14 protein-coding genes are annotated in these 14,965 nt (G+C 58.9%); 7 read left to right on the top strand and 7 right to left on the bottom strand.

Annotated features, from left to right (window positions below):
• Positions 1-85 precede the first annotated feature (85 nt).
• The 4 genes from C1Y42_RS15935 to C1Y42_RS15950 form a co-directional block, all read right to left on the bottom strand.
• Positions 86-1,495 (bottom strand): MFS transporter, encoded by a 1,410-nt coding sequence (locus tag C1Y42_RS15935; protein WP_104093925.1) that lies wholly within the window; start codon positions 1,493-1,495, stop codon positions 86-88.
• 186 nt (positions 1,496-1,681) lie between these two features.
• Positions 1,682-3,202, bottom strand: coding sequence for a p-aminobenzoyl-glutamate transporter (gene abgT, locus C1Y42_RS15940; RefSeq protein WP_104093926.1), 1,521 nt, complete (start codon positions 3,200-3,202; stop codon positions 1,682-1,684).
• A 243-nt stretch (positions 3,203-3,445) separates the two neighbouring features.
• A complete protein-coding gene (locus C1Y42_RS15945; RefSeq protein WP_104093927.1) occupies positions 3,446-4,891 on the bottom strand; it encodes a M20 family metallopeptidase in 1,446 nt (481 codons plus the stop codon).
• A complete protein-coding gene (locus C1Y42_RS15950; protein WP_104093928.1) occupies positions 4,888-6,201 on the bottom strand; it encodes an amidohydrolase in 1,314 nt (437 codons plus the stop codon). Before C1Y42_RS15950 ends, C1Y42_RS15945 begins: the two co-directional genes overlap by 4 nt.
• Before the next feature lie 113 nt (positions 6,202-6,314).
• Here C1Y42_RS15950 and C1Y42_RS15955 point away from each other — a divergent pair, with 113 nt between their 5' ends.
• On the top strand, positions 6,315-7,214 hold the full coding sequence (locus C1Y42_RS15955; protein WP_058770043.1) for a LysR family transcriptional regulator: 900 nt from the start codon (positions 6,315-6,317) through the stop codon (positions 7,212-7,214).
• Positions 7,215-7,285: 71 nt separating this feature from the next.
• On the top strand, positions 7,286-7,723 hold the full coding sequence (gene yjdN, locus C1Y42_RS15960) for a VOC family metalloprotein YjdN (RefSeq protein WP_058774910.1): 438 nt from the start codon (positions 7,286-7,288) through the stop codon (positions 7,721-7,723).
• A 45-nt stretch (positions 7,724-7,768) separates the two neighbouring features.
• Here yjdN and C1Y42_RS15965 read toward each other — a convergent pair whose 3' ends face one another.
• On the bottom strand, positions 7,769-8,635 hold the full coding sequence (locus C1Y42_RS15965; RefSeq protein WP_021507798.1) for a nucleoside-specific channel-forming protein Tsx: 867 nt from the start codon (positions 8,633-8,635) through the stop codon (positions 7,769-7,771).
• 642 nt (positions 8,636-9,277) lie between these two features.
• Here C1Y42_RS15965 and C1Y42_RS15970 point away from each other — a divergent pair.
• Both C1Y42_RS15970 and C1Y42_RS15975 read left to right on the top strand, forming a co-directional pair.
• Positions 9,278-9,526 carry a hypothetical protein gene (locus C1Y42_RS15970; RefSeq protein WP_104093929.1) on the top strand — a complete coding sequence of 83 codons (249 nt, stop codon included), beginning with the start codon at positions 9,278-9,280 and terminating at the stop codon, positions 9,524-9,526.
• Entirely contained in the window at positions 9,523-9,837 is a 315-nt protein-coding gene (locus tag C1Y42_RS15975) for a hypothetical protein (RefSeq protein WP_104093930.1), read from the top strand. Before C1Y42_RS15970 ends, C1Y42_RS15975 begins: the two co-directional genes overlap by 4 nt.
• 223 nt (positions 9,838-10,060) lie before the next feature.
• Here C1Y42_RS15975 and C1Y42_RS15980 read toward each other — a convergent pair whose 3' ends face one another.
• Positions 10,061-11,419, bottom strand: a complete 1,359-nt coding sequence (locus tag C1Y42_RS15980) for a HAMP domain-containing sensor histidine kinase (protein WP_104093931.1) — start codon at positions 11,417-11,419, stop codon at positions 10,061-10,063.
• Positions 11,416-12,075: a response regulator gene (locus C1Y42_RS15985; protein WP_021507795.1), complete on the bottom strand. Its 660-nt coding sequence runs from the start codon at positions 12,073-12,075 to the stop codon at positions 11,416-11,418. Before C1Y42_RS15985 ends, C1Y42_RS15980 begins: the two co-directional genes overlap by 4 nt.
• 189 nt (positions 12,076-12,264) lie before the next feature.
• Between C1Y42_RS15985 and C1Y42_RS15990 the strand changes: the two genes are divergently transcribed.
• The 3 genes from C1Y42_RS15990 (at position 12,265) to C1Y42_RS16000 (ending at position 14,956) form a co-directional block, all read left to right on the top strand.
• Positions 12,265-12,633, top strand: coding sequence for a helix-turn-helix domain-containing protein (locus C1Y42_RS15990; protein WP_021507794.1), 369 nt, complete (start codon positions 12,265-12,267; stop codon positions 12,631-12,633).
• 108 nt (positions 12,634-12,741) lie between these two features.
• The gene (locus C1Y42_RS15995; protein ID WP_104093932.1) at positions 12,742-13,632 is read left to right on the top strand and encodes a LysR family transcriptional regulator; all 891 of its coding nucleotides are present in this window, start codon (positions 12,742-12,744) and stop codon (positions 13,630-13,632) included.
• Between the two features lie 112 nt (positions 13,633-13,744).
• A complete protein-coding gene (locus tag C1Y42_RS16000) occupies positions 13,745-14,956 on the top strand; it encodes an MFS transporter (protein WP_104093933.1) in 1,212 nt (403 codons plus the stop codon).
• Positions 14,957-14,965 lie beyond the last annotated feature (9 nt).

The following is a 14,965-nucleotide window of genomic DNA, read 5'->3' on the forward strand; positions in this document are numbered from 1 at the left end:
ATTTATCGCGCGATGAATCGTGCCGCTACAAAGGGGGCGCATTGCCGGGCTGAACCGGCCGCCGCCCACCCTGCGCCCGTCCGGTTTAAATGTTTTCCAGATCCAGTCCCCGCGTCTTCGGCCCGTAAATCCCGACCGACAGCATCACCATCAGCATGCTCAGCACGATAAACACGATCACTCCCTGACTGCCGGCATACTGCAGAATCAGGCCAATCAGAATACTGCTGAAAGCGGTCGACAGCCGGCTGAATGAATAGCAGAAGCCCACGGCGCGCGCACGAATGTGCGTCGGGAAGATCTCAGTCTGATACGCGTGATAGCTGAAGGTCAGCCAGGCGTTGCTGTAGGTGATCAGGAAACCGCACACCACCATCAGCAGCGGGTTGCTGGTCAGCGCGAACAGTGTGCCGAACACCACCGTCATCAGCGATGAAAAAACGATCTGCCATTTGTTTTCCAGCCGGTCGGCGTAGCGGCTGCAGATCAGCGAGCCGAGCGGATAGGCCAGCGTGATGAAAAAGGCGTACAGCAGGCTGTGGGTAACGGTGGCCCCCTTGCCAGACAGCAGCGCCGGCAGCCAGTTACCGAAGCCGAAGAAGCCAATCGCCTGGAAGAAGTTCATCACCACCAGCATCAGCGTACGCTGGCGATAAGCCGGTGCCCAGATCTCGCTAAAACGCCCTTTTTTCGGCAGCTGTGCCGCCGCATCGCGCTGAGAGAAATCATCTCCCGGCGCAATGCCGCAGCGTTTTTCCATCTCGCTCAGCACCCGGTGCGCGTCCTGATGCCGCCCCTGCTGCGCCAGCCAGCGCGCCGACTCCGGCAGATTTTTCCGGATAAACCAGATCACCAGCGAGCACAGCGCACCGGCGATCACGACCCAGCGCCAGCCTCCGAGGCCGAGCAGGGTTTGCGGTACCAGCCACCATGACATCAGCGCTACCGTCGGCACCGACAGGAACTGGATGAAAAAAGAGAAGGCAAACGCGCGGCTGCGCAGATGGGCCGGCACCCACTCCGACAGATAGGTATCGATGGTCACCAGCTCGACGCCCAGACCGATTCCGACCAGAAAGCGGCACAGAATAATCATCTCCGCGCTGTGCTGGAACGCCATCAGCAGTGAGAACGCACCGTACCACGCCAGCGCGCACATAAAGGTCAGGCGACGGCCGAAGCGGTCGGCATAGGGCGTCAGCAGGCTGGCACCGACAAACAGGCCGAGAAAGGTCGCCGAGGCGAACGCCGCCTGATCGGCGATACCAAACACGCCCGCGGCGCCGGTGTGGAACACGCCTGCGGCGACCAGCCCGGCGCTGATGTAGCCGGTTTCAAACAGATCGTACAGCTCGAAGAAGCCGCCGAGCGCCAGCAGCGTAATAAAGCGCCACAGCCCGGCGGAAGAGGGCAGGGCGTCGATGCGCCCGGCCAGCGTCTGGCGTTCGGTAGCGATGCGATCGGTCGCCACCCCTGTCGAATAGGTGGTTGTCATTATGATTGTTACCTCGGTGTTTGCAGGATCCGCCCGGTGGTGGTTTGTCAGAAATCATTAACCGTTAGCAAGCGAAGAAATAGCAGAATAATCAATTCGTCCGGGGTTGCCGAGAGGCGCAGCGGTGACATTTTGGCAACGTGCGTTGCAGTTCACAGAAAGCGGTACGCCGTCCATGGCGCCGGGTTAGGTCAGGTGCGGATAAACGCCCGGACCGATGGGCAGGCCCAGCAGATACCACACCAGCAGCAGCGCGATCCACGTCACAAAGAACACCAGCGGATACGGGAAGATCAGCACGTAGTAGGTGCCGAGCTGCGCATCTTTTTGATAGCGCTGCAGGAAACCGAGGAACAGCGGCAGAAACGGCGACATCGGCGCCAGCGGCAGCACGGCGGAATCGGCGATGCGGAAAATCATCTGGGCAAACGCCGGGTGAAAGCCGAGCAGCATAAACATCGGCACAAATACCGGCGCGAGGATCGACCAGATCGCCGAGCCGCTGGCGATAAACATGCACAGAAACGCCGAGAGGAACATCAGGCCGAGAAAGGCCGGCGCACCGCTGATGCCGGCGCTCTCCAGCATATCGGTCAGGCCGATGGCCATAAACTTGCCCATGTTGCTCCAGTTGAAGAACGCCACGAACTGCGACAGCGGAAACACCATGACGATGAAACCGGCCATGCTCTTCATCGGATCCACCAGCAGTCGGGGGATGTCGTCAGCGCGGCGAATCTGCTGCGTCACCGCGCCATAGGCAATCGCCACTACAAAGAAGAACAGGATGATGATCGGCACGATGCCCTGAATAAACGGCGAAGGGATGATGCCGCCGGTTTTCGGGTTGCGCAGCGGCGCATGCTCCGGCACCACCAGCAGCGCCATCACGCCGATGAACACCAGCGCGGCGAGACCGGCCGCCTTCAGGCCGCGATTCTCCTGCGCCGTCAGCGGTGGCAGGCGATCGTGGTGGCCGCTGTTCCAGACGGGCAGGCGCGGTTCGACAAATTTATCGGTCAGCAGCGCGCCGGCCACGGTCAGTACGATGACTGAGCTGGCCATGAAGAACCAGTTATCGATCACGCTGACGTGGACCGTGTCGCTGACCGCTTTGGCGGCCTCTGTACTGATGCCGGAGAGCAGTACGTCGGTGGTGACGATCAGCAGATTCGCGGTAAAACCCGACGCGACGCCGGCAATCGCCGCCAGCAGACCCGCCACCGGATGACGCCCGACGGCAAGGAAGATCAGCGCGCCGAGTGGCGGCATCACCACCAGTGCGGCGTCGGAAGAGATATGGCTGAAGAACGCGATAAACAGCACCATATAGCTGGCGTAGCGACGGCTGACGCGTGACGCCATCTTCACCATCAGCGATTGCAGCAGCCCGACTTTTTCCGCCAGGCCGGCCCCGATCACCAGCGCCAGAATGGAGCCCAGTGGGGTGAAGCCGCTAAAGTTTTTGATGATGTTGGGCAGGATCCACTGAATGCCCGCCACGCTGAGCAGGTTATTGACCCGCACCAGTTCGCCATTGGCCGGATTTTTAACAGCTACATCAAGGCTGCTGAGAAGCGCGGTGGCGATCATCAGCACCACGATCAGGTAGACAAACAGTAAGAACGGGTTGGGCACTTTGTTGCCGACCCGCTCAATCCAGCTGAACAGCTTGCCGGGGCTGCGATTTTCGGTCATCACTTCCATCGGTAGATCCTCATGAGTCGTCTTGTCAGTTATGTTTGCGTACTACTTATATTTTTTTTAATGGTGATGCGTTGGCGCCAGGTCGCCATAAATGGCGACCCTACACGGTAAGGAGCGGTGACCGCCGGTCATGCCCCCGTAGGGTGCGCATTTATGCGCACCAGGTTACTGCGTTGCAGATCGATCACAATCCGTCCCGTAGGGTGCGCATTTATGCGCACCTGGCGTAATGCGTTGCTGAACTCAGGATGCTAATGCCGATGGCTGCACGCCGGCCGGAATCGGGCACACGTACGGCTGCTCACGGCGCACGCGGTCAAACTCTTCACGACAACGCGCCAGCGCGGCATCATCGTGCAACAGCGTCAGCGCGGTGGCGGCCAGCACTTTGGCGGCAAGGCACATCCCTTTGTGGGCAATCGGCGTGCGGCCCTGCGCCACCAGCTGCCAGGTGTGCAGCGGCGTGCCGAAGGCAAAACAGGGGGCAAAACACTGCGCCGTCGGCGTTACCCAGCTCACATCCCCAACGTCGGTTGAGCCGTACAGCAACTCGCGCGTGACCGCATACGGCGCTACCTCATCCATCAGCACTTTATCCCCCAGCGCCTCAGCCCAGGCGATACCCGCTTCGCCGCCGGTGCGCGCCGCATTCAGTCGCGCGTTACGCAGATCGTCTTTGCTCAGCGTGGCGCGGATCTCTGCCGCAAATGCCTGTTCCTGCGCGCTGTAGTGCGGCAGACCAAAATGGTGCAAATTACGTTCCATCACCGCTTCCAGCGCGCGGTTGGGCACATAGTTGGAGCAGGCTTTATCAAAACGTACCGTCATCTGCGTATCGGTCATCAGCGCCGCGCCTTTGGCGATGTTGATCACACGCTGGTAGATATCCTGGGCCTGGTCGAGCTGCGGCGCGCGAATCAGGTACAGCACTTCGGCATCGGCCTGCACCACGTTGGGCGATACGCCGCCGGTTTGGGTGACCGCATAGTGCAGGCGCGCCTCCTGCACGATGTGCTCGCGCAGAAAATTCGCGCCGGTGTTCATCAGCGTCACCGCGTCCAGCGCGCTGCGCCCGAGATGCGGCGAGTTAGCGGCATGCGCTGCTACGCCTTTGAAGTGAAACGCCGCCTGAATATTGGCGAGGGTGCTGAGGTTGAACATGCCGCTGAAGCCTTCCGGGTGCCAGGTCACGGCAGCATCGACATCATCAAACAGCCCCTCGCGCACCATAAAGGTTTTACCCGAGCCGCCCTCCTCGCCAGGGCAGCCGTAAAAGCGCAGCGTGCCGCGTCCGCCCTGTTCTGCCCACCAGGCTTTGATGGCGAAAGCGGCGGCCAGGCCGGCGGTACCGAGCAGGTTGTGGCCGCAGCCGTGACCGTTGCCGTTTTCCACCAGCGGCTCAGGCGTGGCGCAGCCCGCCTGCTGGCTCAGGCCGGCCAACGCATCAAACTCGCCGAGGATGGCGATCACCGGCAGGCCGTGGCCGATTGAGGCGATAAACGCGGTGTCGAGACCGCCGACGCCGCGCTCGACCTCAAACCCCTCCTGCGCCAGCGCATCGGCCAGCAGCGCAGACGATTGCGTCTCTTCGAAACGGGTTTCCGGTACGTCCCAGATCGCATCGCTGAGGGCACTGAAGCGCGCCTGATGCTGGTCGATGTAGCGATCGATGAAGTCGTGCGCGCTCATCGGGCACCGCCGAACTGCGTCTGATTAAGCGCCAGCGTAGCCAGCATCTGCACGGCAGTGGCCATCACCGCTTCATCAAAGTCGAACCGCGCATTGTGATGGCCCGCCGCCAGCTCGCAGCCGAAGATGACGTAAGACGCCTGGCCGCCGCGCTGCTGCACGCGCTCCATCATATAGGTGGCATCTTCGGAACCGGCCGCCTGCTGTTTGCTGTCTATCACCGAACTGAACAGACCCAGCGCTTCGGCCTGCTGATGGATAAAACTGACCCACGCCGGGCTTGGCGTGCAGCTGCGTGCGCCGCCCATCAGCGTGACCTCGTGCTCAACGCCATACATCGCTGCGGCACCGGCAATCACGCGCAGCGCCTGCTGGTAGATATCGTCGTTGACCTGATTACTCGCGCCGCGCGTTTCCACCTTCATCAGCGCAACATCCGGCACCACGTTGCGTCCGCTGCCGGCCTGTAAGACACCAACGTTAACGCGCGCCACGCCGCCGCTGTGCTGCGGCAGAGTGTGCAGCGCCAGCGTGGCCTGTGCCGCCGCCAGCAGCGCGTTGCGTCCCTCTTCCGGTTTGCCACCGGCATGCGCGCCGACCCCGGTAAAACGTACGTCCAGTTTGGTCGTGGCGAGAAAGCTGTCGCTGCCGCAGACGATCTCGCCGGGCGGCACGCCGGTGCCGAGGTGAATGGCGGTGAACAGATCGACATCATCAAGCACGCCCGCGGCCACCATCGCTTTGGCACCGCGTACGCCTTCTTCGGCTGGCTGAAAAATGAGTTTTATGCGACCGCTCAGCTGGTGTTTCATCGCCATCAGCACGCCCGCCAGCGCCAGACCTATGGTGGTGTGACCATCGTGGCCGCAGGCGTGCATCATGCCGGGATTGCACGAGGCGAAGCCTTCGCGCGTCGGCAGGTGATCGGCGGCGGCGCTCTCCGTCTGGTCGAGCGCGTCCATATCAACACGAAAGCCCATCACCGGACCGGGACGTCCGGTGTCCAGCGTCGCCACCACGCCGCAGAAACCGCCGGAGAAGTGGGGCAGCCACTGTGGCAGCGCGCCCTGCTGCAGCGCACGCGCTTCCTGCTGCGCCAGCACTTCAGCAGACGGCAGACCCATGCGCACATCGGCATCAATCACCTCACGGCCCAGCTGCAGCTGATAACCAAGACGATGCAGCTCTTCCGCCACCAGCGTGGCGGTGCGGAACTCCAGCCAGCCGGATTCAGCATACTGGTGCAGGTCGCGGCGCCATGTCTGCATCTGCGGTATCCGCGCGTTGACGAGGTCGGAAAGGGTGTTCATCGGCTGTTCCTTAGTGTTGGTTTTTTATGCATTCAACCGAATCTACACAATGGTATTAGGGCGCATAAGATGCGAATATCTTGTGACCGATAGACAATGGTTATCACCTGATCATGGCGGCCAATCTTAAACTTCATCAGCTGCGCGCCTTTGTTGACGTGGCGCGCCAGGGCAGTATTCGCGCCGCCAGCCGGCTGTCGGGCCTGTCACAGCCGGCGTTAACCAAAGCGATTCAGGAACTGGAGCTGGCGCTCGGCGCGCGCCTGTTCGAGCGTCGTCAGCAGGGGGTGATGCTGACCGATGTCGGTGAAACCTTTTTTCGTCATGCCTGTCTGGTGCTGGAGGAACTGCGCGTGGCGCAGGAGGATATCCAGCAGCGGCTCGGTCTGGCCGGTGGCAAAGTGAATATTGGGGTGGGCGGCAGCATTGCGCGTACCGTGATGCCGCAGGTGATAACCCAGTTTCATCGTGAGTATCCACTGGTGAAAGTGCGTATCGTTGAGGGCCAACTGGTGTCGATGGTGCATGAACTGCGTCAGGGCGCGCTGGATTTCACCATCAATACCTACGACCGGCATCATTTCGATCAGGAGCTGATTTTCGAGCGGCTGATGCAGCGCGAGTATCAGGTGGTGATGCGTAAAGGGCATCCGATGGCGCATGCGCGCTCGCTGGCCGAGTTGCAGCACTGCGACTGGACCATGCCGACGCCGCAGGGCAGTTATTACCGACTGCTGCATGACCTGTTCGGTGAGCGCGGTATGGCACCCAAAATCGCGGTGACCTGCGAGACCTTTATGGCCTGCACCAGCCTGGTGGCGAAGAGTGATTTTGTCAGCATCATTTCGCGCGACGTGATTGAAGACCCTACGCACGGCGGGCAGCTGATCGCGCTGGATCTCGACGATCCGCTGCCGAAAGCCACCTTCTACCTGATTCAGCGTAAAGACACCGCGCTGACGCCGATGAGCGCTTACATGGCGCAGCTGTTCCGCCGCTACTGCCAGCCGTGACGGGCGAAAAACGGCATCGTCTACACTTTAAGTGTACGACACACGTTAACGCACTCTCAACGGAGGTTACGATGCAGGTGAGTCCTTATTTATTTCTCTACGGCCGCTGTGAAGAAGCAATTGCCTTCTATCTGGAGGCCACCGGCGGCGAAATTCTGCAAAAAATGACGTTTGGTGATATGCCGGAGCAGGGCGAGCAGGTGGGCGATCGGTCGGCGCCGCCGCTGCCGCCGGAAAAGATTATGCATGCGCATCTGCGCATTGGTCAGGGCGAGCTGATGCTGAGTGATGGCAATACCGCCCAGCCACCGGCGTCCGAACATGCCGGTTATGCGGTGAGCCTGGCCACGCCAGATGAAGCGGAGGGTAAAGCCTGGTTTGATAAGCTCTCTGCGGGCGGCAAAGTGACCACTGAATGGCAGAAAACCTTCTGGTCGAACGGCTTCGGGATGTTTATCGATAAGTTTGGCATCCCATGGCGCATCAACGTGGTGAAGCCACAGGCGTAACAGACTGGCGTGGCCGCGATGGTAAGCGGCCACGCCGGAAGCGGTTTAGAAGTTGTAACCCACCACCAGGTAGTAACCCCAGCCGGTTGATTTCACTTCAAACGGACCGTTGCCGAAGTTTAGCTCCTGGCCATCAGCCCACTGGCCGCCATTGTGGAAGTAACGCGCCACGGTAGAGACATGCCAGTGATCATAGTTCAGCGACAGAATGTGGCTGGAGGCAATCGAGTTGCTGGTACGTGAGCGGTCAGACTTGTCACGCAGATCGGAGCCCCAGTCAAAGTTGGTGAAACCGATGTAGCTCAGCTTGCCGCCCCACAGGTCGGTAATCGGTACAAAGTATTTCACCTTGAAGCGATAACCATCCCAGCTGTTTTCGTTCGCCGCACCGTAGTTTTCCCACTGGTATTTCGCGTACACGTTCAGTGACAGGCCGATATCGCTATGGGTATCGATGTCAGTACCCAGACCCATGTACCAGGTGTTCTGACGGCTATCGCTGTTGCGACCCATGTCGTAGATGTAGTTGTTTGCGAAGTACCACTCTTTGAACGGTCCGAATGCCAGGCTGGTGCCGGTCAGCTTATCGATGGAGAAGCGTGGCTCAATTTCCATGAACATCGGCGAACCGTGGTCAAAAATACCGTTGGCATTGCTGTTACCCACGCCAAAGAAGTTGGTCAGGTCAAGGTAGCCGTAGAAATCAAACCAGTCCTTTTTAGTAAAGGCTTCGTATTCGAGATACACATCATTGTTGAACTGGGGTCCGAAGCGGGTGTGATAACTGCCTACCACGTTCACGCTCTGATGCCACCAGTCAGAAAGGTACTGCGGATCGCTTTCCGCCGCCTGTGCGGCGCCGGTCCAGCTACTGGCCAGTAAGGCCCCTGCTATCAGTGTTTTAAATTTCATTATTTTTTAACCACTTGCTCGTGATCGCCGCGCAAATGCTGCGATCGGGTGAAATCGATCCCAGGGGATGGGCAGTGTGCTGTTGTCGCCGGTCTGACGCGCCGGATTTTCAGGCCCGCGTAATGTGCCTGTAACAGAGCGATAGAAAATAGATTTTGATCACGTTTGTCAAAAAGTGTTGCATTTCGATTCAGTAAATATGTGAAGTTGATCACATAAAGGCCGTGTAACGAACGGAACCCCGCAACCGTTTACGTTGTCGGGATTATGCGGAACCTTGTCTGAACCCGAAGAGAGAGGTGTAACTGCCTTTCGTTGGACCGACAGTGAGTTGCCAGACAGGGTTAAACGCCAGCTTTCACCAACACTCTGTCGGCTCGACCTGAAATAATTTACGCGCTCAGCGATGCCAGTACGCGTTGTAATTAAGGATTCAGCTATTTAAACTTTGATGGCTGCGCGCATTGATTTAAATTTTCAGCTAACGCTTCCATATAGCCCGCTCCAAAGGCGGACTTTAATGGGTATGAAAGGGTGAAGAGCTGTTGACCGATAAGCGGATCATTTTTCCCGTTATTGACATCCCCTGCTTTATGAGGCACTAAGTCACAGCGTATCGGTTAGTCAACAAAAAGGACAAGGATGAAGCGAGATAAAACTAAGCCGCAAGATGCGGGTAAACTGCTGCGTAAGACGAAACGGCTGAGGCTCTGGAGTATTATTGGCGGCGCTGCCGTGGGTGTGCAGACCCTACTGAATGTGTTCACCCGCCCGGAAGAACCCGCAGTGCTTCTTTTTCACGTGATTCTGGCTGTTGGCTGTATTGGATATGGCCTGTCACTGACACCCCGTATACGTAGCCTTTCTCAGAATGAAGAGGCTATAAAGTGAACAACATCGAATTTGAAGAGACACTGGCCAGAAACGGCTTCACCGGCAAAGATATTGCCGCGATACGACAATATCTGGGGGAGGATGGCGCAACGTATCCATCATTGCTTGGAGAGTTGAGGAGACGATTTATCGTTTTTTGTGTCCTGCTTGCGATTTTGGCTTCCGTATGGATATTTTATATATTCACTGGGGATAAAGCAGAGATTCTGTCATATTCTTTTACGATGCTGGTCGTCATTCCTATAATTTATTTTATGACACCCATGAAGCTGGGTTTCAAAGCATTCATGTTTAAAAAGAAACTATAATTTTCTTTCATGTCATTGTGAATGGATTTTATAGACATTGAGTCATGATATATTCAATGTCAGGAAAAAGACGAATGTTTTATACCTCTGACATGGTTGGGTGCAGGGAATGGAAAACGGCATGTCTGAGGCTCAATAATGAGTCTTGCCATGCTATATGCATAGAGCTCTAACCTTTGATGTTTACAGCCCTGTTAATCCTGCGGCTGCGCCCGCTCAAACCTTACGGTAGTGTCACTCTTACCTGTAATCCACAGATCTCACCCTGCGGGTTAAGGCAATTCGACAGCGCCACCTGCATCTGATGCTTTTGCGCCACGCTGCGCACGATCGATAATCCTAAGCCGCTGCCCTGCGCCTGGACATCCGGCGAGCGGGTAAAGCGATCAAAGGCGCGCTCGATAAACGACTCCGGCATGCCGGGGCCGTTATCGACAATATCTACTACCGTATGATGACCGACGCGATGCAGCAGCACATCCACCAGGCTGCCCTCCGGCGTGTGCAGCATGGCGTTGCCGATCAGGTTATCGAACAGGCTGCGCAGATCGGATCGGCTGGCGTGCAGACGATAGTGCGCCGTGCCGTTGAAGCCGATATCAATGCCGCGCTTGTCAGCCACCACCATCAGCTGCTCAATGCTCTCCTTCAGCAGGTCATCAAGCTCAATGGTCTCGACGCTGGCGACCACGGACTGATCCTCCTGGCGTGAGATATTCAGCAACTGCGTCACCAGATGGCGCGTGCGCGTGACGCCCGCTTCCAGCTGATCAAACTGGCGGCTGGCTTCGCCCGGCATGATGTGCTGACGCAGGTTCTCCAGCTGTAACGTGACGGCGGTGACCGGCGTGCGCAGTTCATGCGCGGCATCCTCAAGGAACTGGCGTTGTGACGACCAGGCCGCGCGTAGTTTATCCAGTAGCGAGTTATAAGCATCGACCAGCGGCAGCACTTCGTCCGGCAGACCGTCCGGCGACACGCTGTGCGGATGCAGGGTTTCCTGCGCCGCAATCTGGCGCGAGGCCACGCGCAGATCGCGCGTAATGGCACGCACCACCAGCCAGATCACCAGCAGCGACAGCGGCATCATCAGGATGAGCGGAATGATGGCGGAGAGTACGCGTTTCACCATCAGGCTCTTCATGTAGCCGACGTTGTGCAGCACCTGAATATTGCCGATCTCGCTGCCCAGCTCGCCGGGTCGGGTGTAAACGCGCCACTGACAGTCATCGCCGCAGTCGCCAACTTTTAAATCTGACCAGCCTTTTTTGCTCTGCAGGGGCGCGTGCAGCGCCGGCCAGGAACTGGCGCGCAGGTGATTATTGGTGTCCCAGAGCTGAACGATATAGGTACTTTTCAGCTTCTCCTGCTGCATCACCATCGGCATCAGTGCCGGCATGCGCTGGCTGCTTGACCAGGCATCGGCAATTTTAGCGAGCTGGTCGTCCTTCATGGTGCCCATCATGTCGCCATAGCAGTGGTAGAAATACCAGGTGACACCGCCGATCATCGCCAGATGCAGCAGCACCAGCGTGGCCAGCAGTTTGTTGCGCAGCGACCGCATAAACGTAAAGGATCTCATATTGCCGGCACCCGCCACCCCAGACCGCGTACGTTGCGAATCACTTCGTTATCGAGTTTGCGCCGCATGCCGTGAATCAGCACGTCCACGGCGTTGCTGGTGACCTCTTCGCCCCAGCCGTAGATGCGGTTTTCTAACTGCTCACGCGACAGGATCGCCCCTGGGCGTTCCAGCAGCGCATAGAGCAGGGCGTATTCACGTGCGGTTAGCTGCTCGCGCTGGCCTTTGTACAGCACTTCACGCGTCATCATATCGAGCTGCACGTCGCCGTTGCCCAGCAGGGAGTCCGCCGCACCGTGGCGGCGTCGGGTGATGGCTCGCATACGCGCCAGAACCTCTTGCAGATCAAAGGGTTTGAGTAAGTAATCATCGGCGCCGCTGTCCAGGCCCTGGATGCGCTGCTGCACGGTATCACGCGCGGTCAGCACCAGCACTGGCGTCATGTCACCGCGCGTGCGCGCACGGCGCAGCACATTGATGCCATCTTCACGCGGTAAACCGAGATCGAGCAGGACGCAGGTGTAACCGCCTTCCTGCCAGGCGTTGCTGGCAAATACGCCGTCACGCACCCAGTCCACCGACCAGCCGGCGGCCTCCAGCGCCTGCTGCAGGTTGGCGCCGATCATTTCATCATCTTCTACCAGCAGCACACGCATGATGCCCTCCTGAATAACTTGTCGCAGTGTAGCGCCCGATAATTAGCGCAGAATTAACCTGGCGCGCTGTTTCGTCGGGAAAGCCGTTTTTTTGCTTGCTAATTCTGCGCTAATTTTCTGCTAATTAAGGGATAAATTTAACGCGCTACAGTGACGTCACTGGACATTTTACCGACGCCGGAGGAAGTCATGAATCAGCGCGAATTTATCCGTAGTTTGCTGGAGTGGATTGAAAAAAATTTAGGGCACGATCTGCATCTGGATGAAGTAGCACGCCGCTCGGGATATTCCCGCTGGCATCTGCAACGTCTGTTCCGTCAGCACACCGGTTTTTCACTGGCAGAATACATTCGCCAGCGCCGGCTGACTGAGTCAGCGCTCACGCTGATCAACAGTGATGAGGCGATTCTGCAGGTAGCGATGAGCTACGGCTTTGATACCCAGCAGGCTTACACCCGCACCTTTAAAAATTATTTTCGCGTCACGCCAGGCCAGTTGCGGCGTCAGCGTCGCGTCGAGCCGGACCGCCTGCTGTTTCCGCTAGCGGTGGCGGTGTGACATCCCTCGCCCGATTTCCCGTGGCCGCTGCGTAACGGGAAATCGGGTGCGCATTCGCGTGTTTACTTTTAAGCTGCGGTTCTCACTCTTTCGAATCAGCCAGAGAACATGGACAACAGCGATAATCTCACCGCCATGATGCTGTTTGCACGCGTCGTTGAGCGGCAAAGCTTCAGCGAAGCGGCCCGTACGCTGGGGATATCAAAATCGCACGTCAGCCGCGAAATCGCCCGGCTGGAGGTGCGGCTGGGTATCAAACTGCTGCAGCGCACCACGCGCAAAGTGGCGCTGACCGAGCTGGGCCAGGCTTACTATCCGTTCTGCACCCGCATGCTGGAAGAGATGCATCGCGCCGACGCGTTTGTGCAGCAGGTGCATCAGCAGCCTGCCGGCAACGTGCGGCTGCAGGCGCCGATCACCTTCGGCTGCCAGTGCGTGGTGCCGACGCTGAATACCTTTATCCGCCGTCACATTCACATCAACGTCGATCTCGAACTGACCACCAGCGACGATCCGCAGCCCAGTGCGGACGTGGCGATTGTGATCCGCGCGCGTGCGCCGGAAGTCGCAAACTACCGCGAACTGAGCAGTATTGACTGGGGACTGTATGCGTCGCCAGCGTATCTGGCTGCGCATCCTGCCATCGATCATCCCGAACGTCTGATGCGCCACGATCTGCTGCTGTTTCACGGCCCGGCACACACGGCGGCATTGCCGTTTCGCCGTGATAAGCAGCGCCTGGCGCTGGATGTGCACAGCCGCTTTCGCGCGAATAACAGCATGGCGCTGCTCAATGCGGCCCTGGCCGGAACCGGCGTGGCGTATCTGCCCGCCTATATGACGCAGGAGGCGCTGGCGCGCGGCGAGATTCAGCAGGTGCTGCCGGAATGGCAGATGGATCGCCTGCACAGTTACCTGCTGCTGAAAGAGCAGCCGCAGCCCTCGTCACCGGTCACCTTGCTCTGCGACGCGCTGATCACTACGCTGGGTGCGCCGTGATTGTTGTTTTCTGGCAACAATAACGCGCTGGCTGGCAAATATCCGCTTCTCCCTGTTTTCTGTGTGCTACCGCTGATAGCCTGCTAAAAAAGCCAAAAACAGGGATATCACTATGTCGCATTCTTCTATCGCGTTAGCGCCTGAGCAGCAACACTGGCGGCGCAATTTGTGGGTTTGCGTGCTGGGCTCGTTCAGCACTATCGTCGCCATGACCCTGTTGCTGCCCTTTCTGCCCCTCTATGTGCAGCAGCTGGGCGTGCAGGAACCGGCCGCGATTGCGCGCTGGTCAGGCGCCGCCTACGGTGCCACCTTTCTTAGCGCGGCGCTGACGGCACCGCTGTGGGGCAAACTGGCGGATCGCTATGGCCGCAAGCTGATGCTGATCCGCGCCAGCCTCGGAATGGCCGTCGCCATGTCGCTGATTGGTATGGCCACCGCGCCGTGGCAGCTGGTAGCGCTGCGCCTGCTGGCCGGTCTGCTCGGCGGCTATGCGTCGGGTTCCACTATTCTGGTGGCGGCGCAAACGCCGAAAGCGCAGACCGGCTGGGCGCTGGGCGTGCTGTCCTCCGGCATCATGGCCGGGAATGTGGTCGGCCCGCTGCTGGGCGGCGTGCTGCCACCGCTGATCGGTATCCGCCACACTTTCTGGCTCACCGGCGCGGTGATTTTTCTCGCGTTTCTCGCCACCACTTTTCTGCTGAAAGAAGCGCCACGTGCGGCGAAGAAAGCCGCAGCCGGGGAGGGTGATGAGCCGGAGGCGTCGATCAACCGGCCAGTGGTGCGGCTGATGTGGCTGTCGGGCATGCTGCTGATTTTTGCCAATATGTCGATTGAGCCGATTATCACGCTATATATCGCGCAGTTTGTTCACGGCGATCACGCGGTGACGGTAACGGCCGGACTGGTGATGGCGGCCGCTGCGCTGGGCAGCATTCTCTCCGCGCCGCGCCTTGGCCGGCTGGCCGATCGCATCGGACATGCGCGCGTGCTGATTTATGGCCTGCTGGTCTGCGCGCTGCTGCTGATTCCGCAGGCATTTATTAGCGCGGCGTGGCAGCTGGTGCTGCTGCGTTTCCTGATGGGGATGGCGCTGGGCGGCCTGATGCCCTGCGTAACGGCGTTGATTCGTCATAATGTGCCGCAGCGGCAGGTCGGGAAAATGCTGGGCTATGCGACCTCGGCCCAGTATGTCGGCCAGGTGAGCGGCCCGCTGTTCGGTGGCTTTATCGGCGGCGCGTTTGGTATGCGCCCGGTGTTTCTCGCCACCTGCGTGATTATGGCGCTGTGCGCGCTATTGAATGCGCGGGTGCTGCGTAAACCCTGATCGCCAGAT

The sequence above is a fragment of the Pantoea sp. ICBG 985 genome, from assembly GCF_002928365.1.
GTDB classification, from domain to species: Bacteria; Pseudomonadota; Gammaproteobacteria; order Enterobacterales; family Enterobacteriaceae; genus Pantoea; species Pantoea dispersa.

Bases quoted from the DNA above. Each gene is read 5' to 3' on its own strand.
- C1Y42_RS15955 (WP_058770043.1), top strand. From the start codon at position 6,315: ATGGCGGCCAATCTTAAACTTCATCAGCTGCGCGCCTTTGTTGACGTG.
- C1Y42_RS15945 (WP_104093927.1), bottom strand. From the start codon at position 4,891: ATGAGCGCGCACGACTTCATCGATCGCTACATCGACCAGCATCAGGCG.
- C1Y42_RS15980 (WP_104093931.1), bottom strand. From the start codon at position 11,419: ATGAGATCCTTTACGTTTATGCGGTCGCTGCGCAACAAACTGCTGGCC.
- C1Y42_RS15935 (WP_104093925.1), bottom strand. From the start codon at position 1,495: ATGACAACCACCTATTCGACAGGGGTGGCGACCGATCGCATCGCTACC.
- C1Y42_RS15950 (WP_104093928.1), bottom strand. From the start codon at position 6,201: ATGAACACCCTTTCCGACCTCGTCAACGCGCGGATACCGCAGATGCAG.
- C1Y42_RS16000 (WP_104093933.1), top strand. From the start codon at position 13,745: ATGTCGCATTCTTCTATCGCGTTAGCGCCTGAGCAGCAACACTGGCGG.
- C1Y42_RS15990 (WP_021507794.1), top strand. From the start codon at position 12,265: ATGAATCAGCGCGAATTTATCCGTAGTTTGCTGGAGTGGATTGAAAAA.
- C1Y42_RS15995 (WP_104093932.1), top strand. From the start codon at position 12,742: ATGGACAACAGCGATAATCTCACCGCCATGATGCTGTTTGCACGCGTC.
- C1Y42_RS15965 (WP_021507798.1), bottom strand. From the start codon at position 8,635: ATGAAATTTAAAACACTGATAGCAGGGGCCTTACTGGCCAGTAGCTGG.
- C1Y42_RS15985 (WP_021507795.1), bottom strand. From the start codon at position 12,075: ATGCGTGTGCTGCTGGTAGAAGATGATGAAATGATCGGCGCCAACCTG.
- yjdN (WP_058774910.1), top strand. From the start codon at position 7,286: ATGCAGGTGAGTCCTTATTTATTTCTCTACGGCCGCTGTGAAGAAGCA.
- abgT (WP_104093926.1), bottom strand. From the start codon at position 3,202: ATGGAAGTGATGACCGAAAATCGCAGCCCCGGCAAGCTGTTCAGCTGG.
- C1Y42_RS15970 (WP_104093929.1), top strand. From the start codon at position 9,278: ATGAAGCGAGATAAAACTAAGCCGCAAGATGCGGGTAAACTGCTGCGT.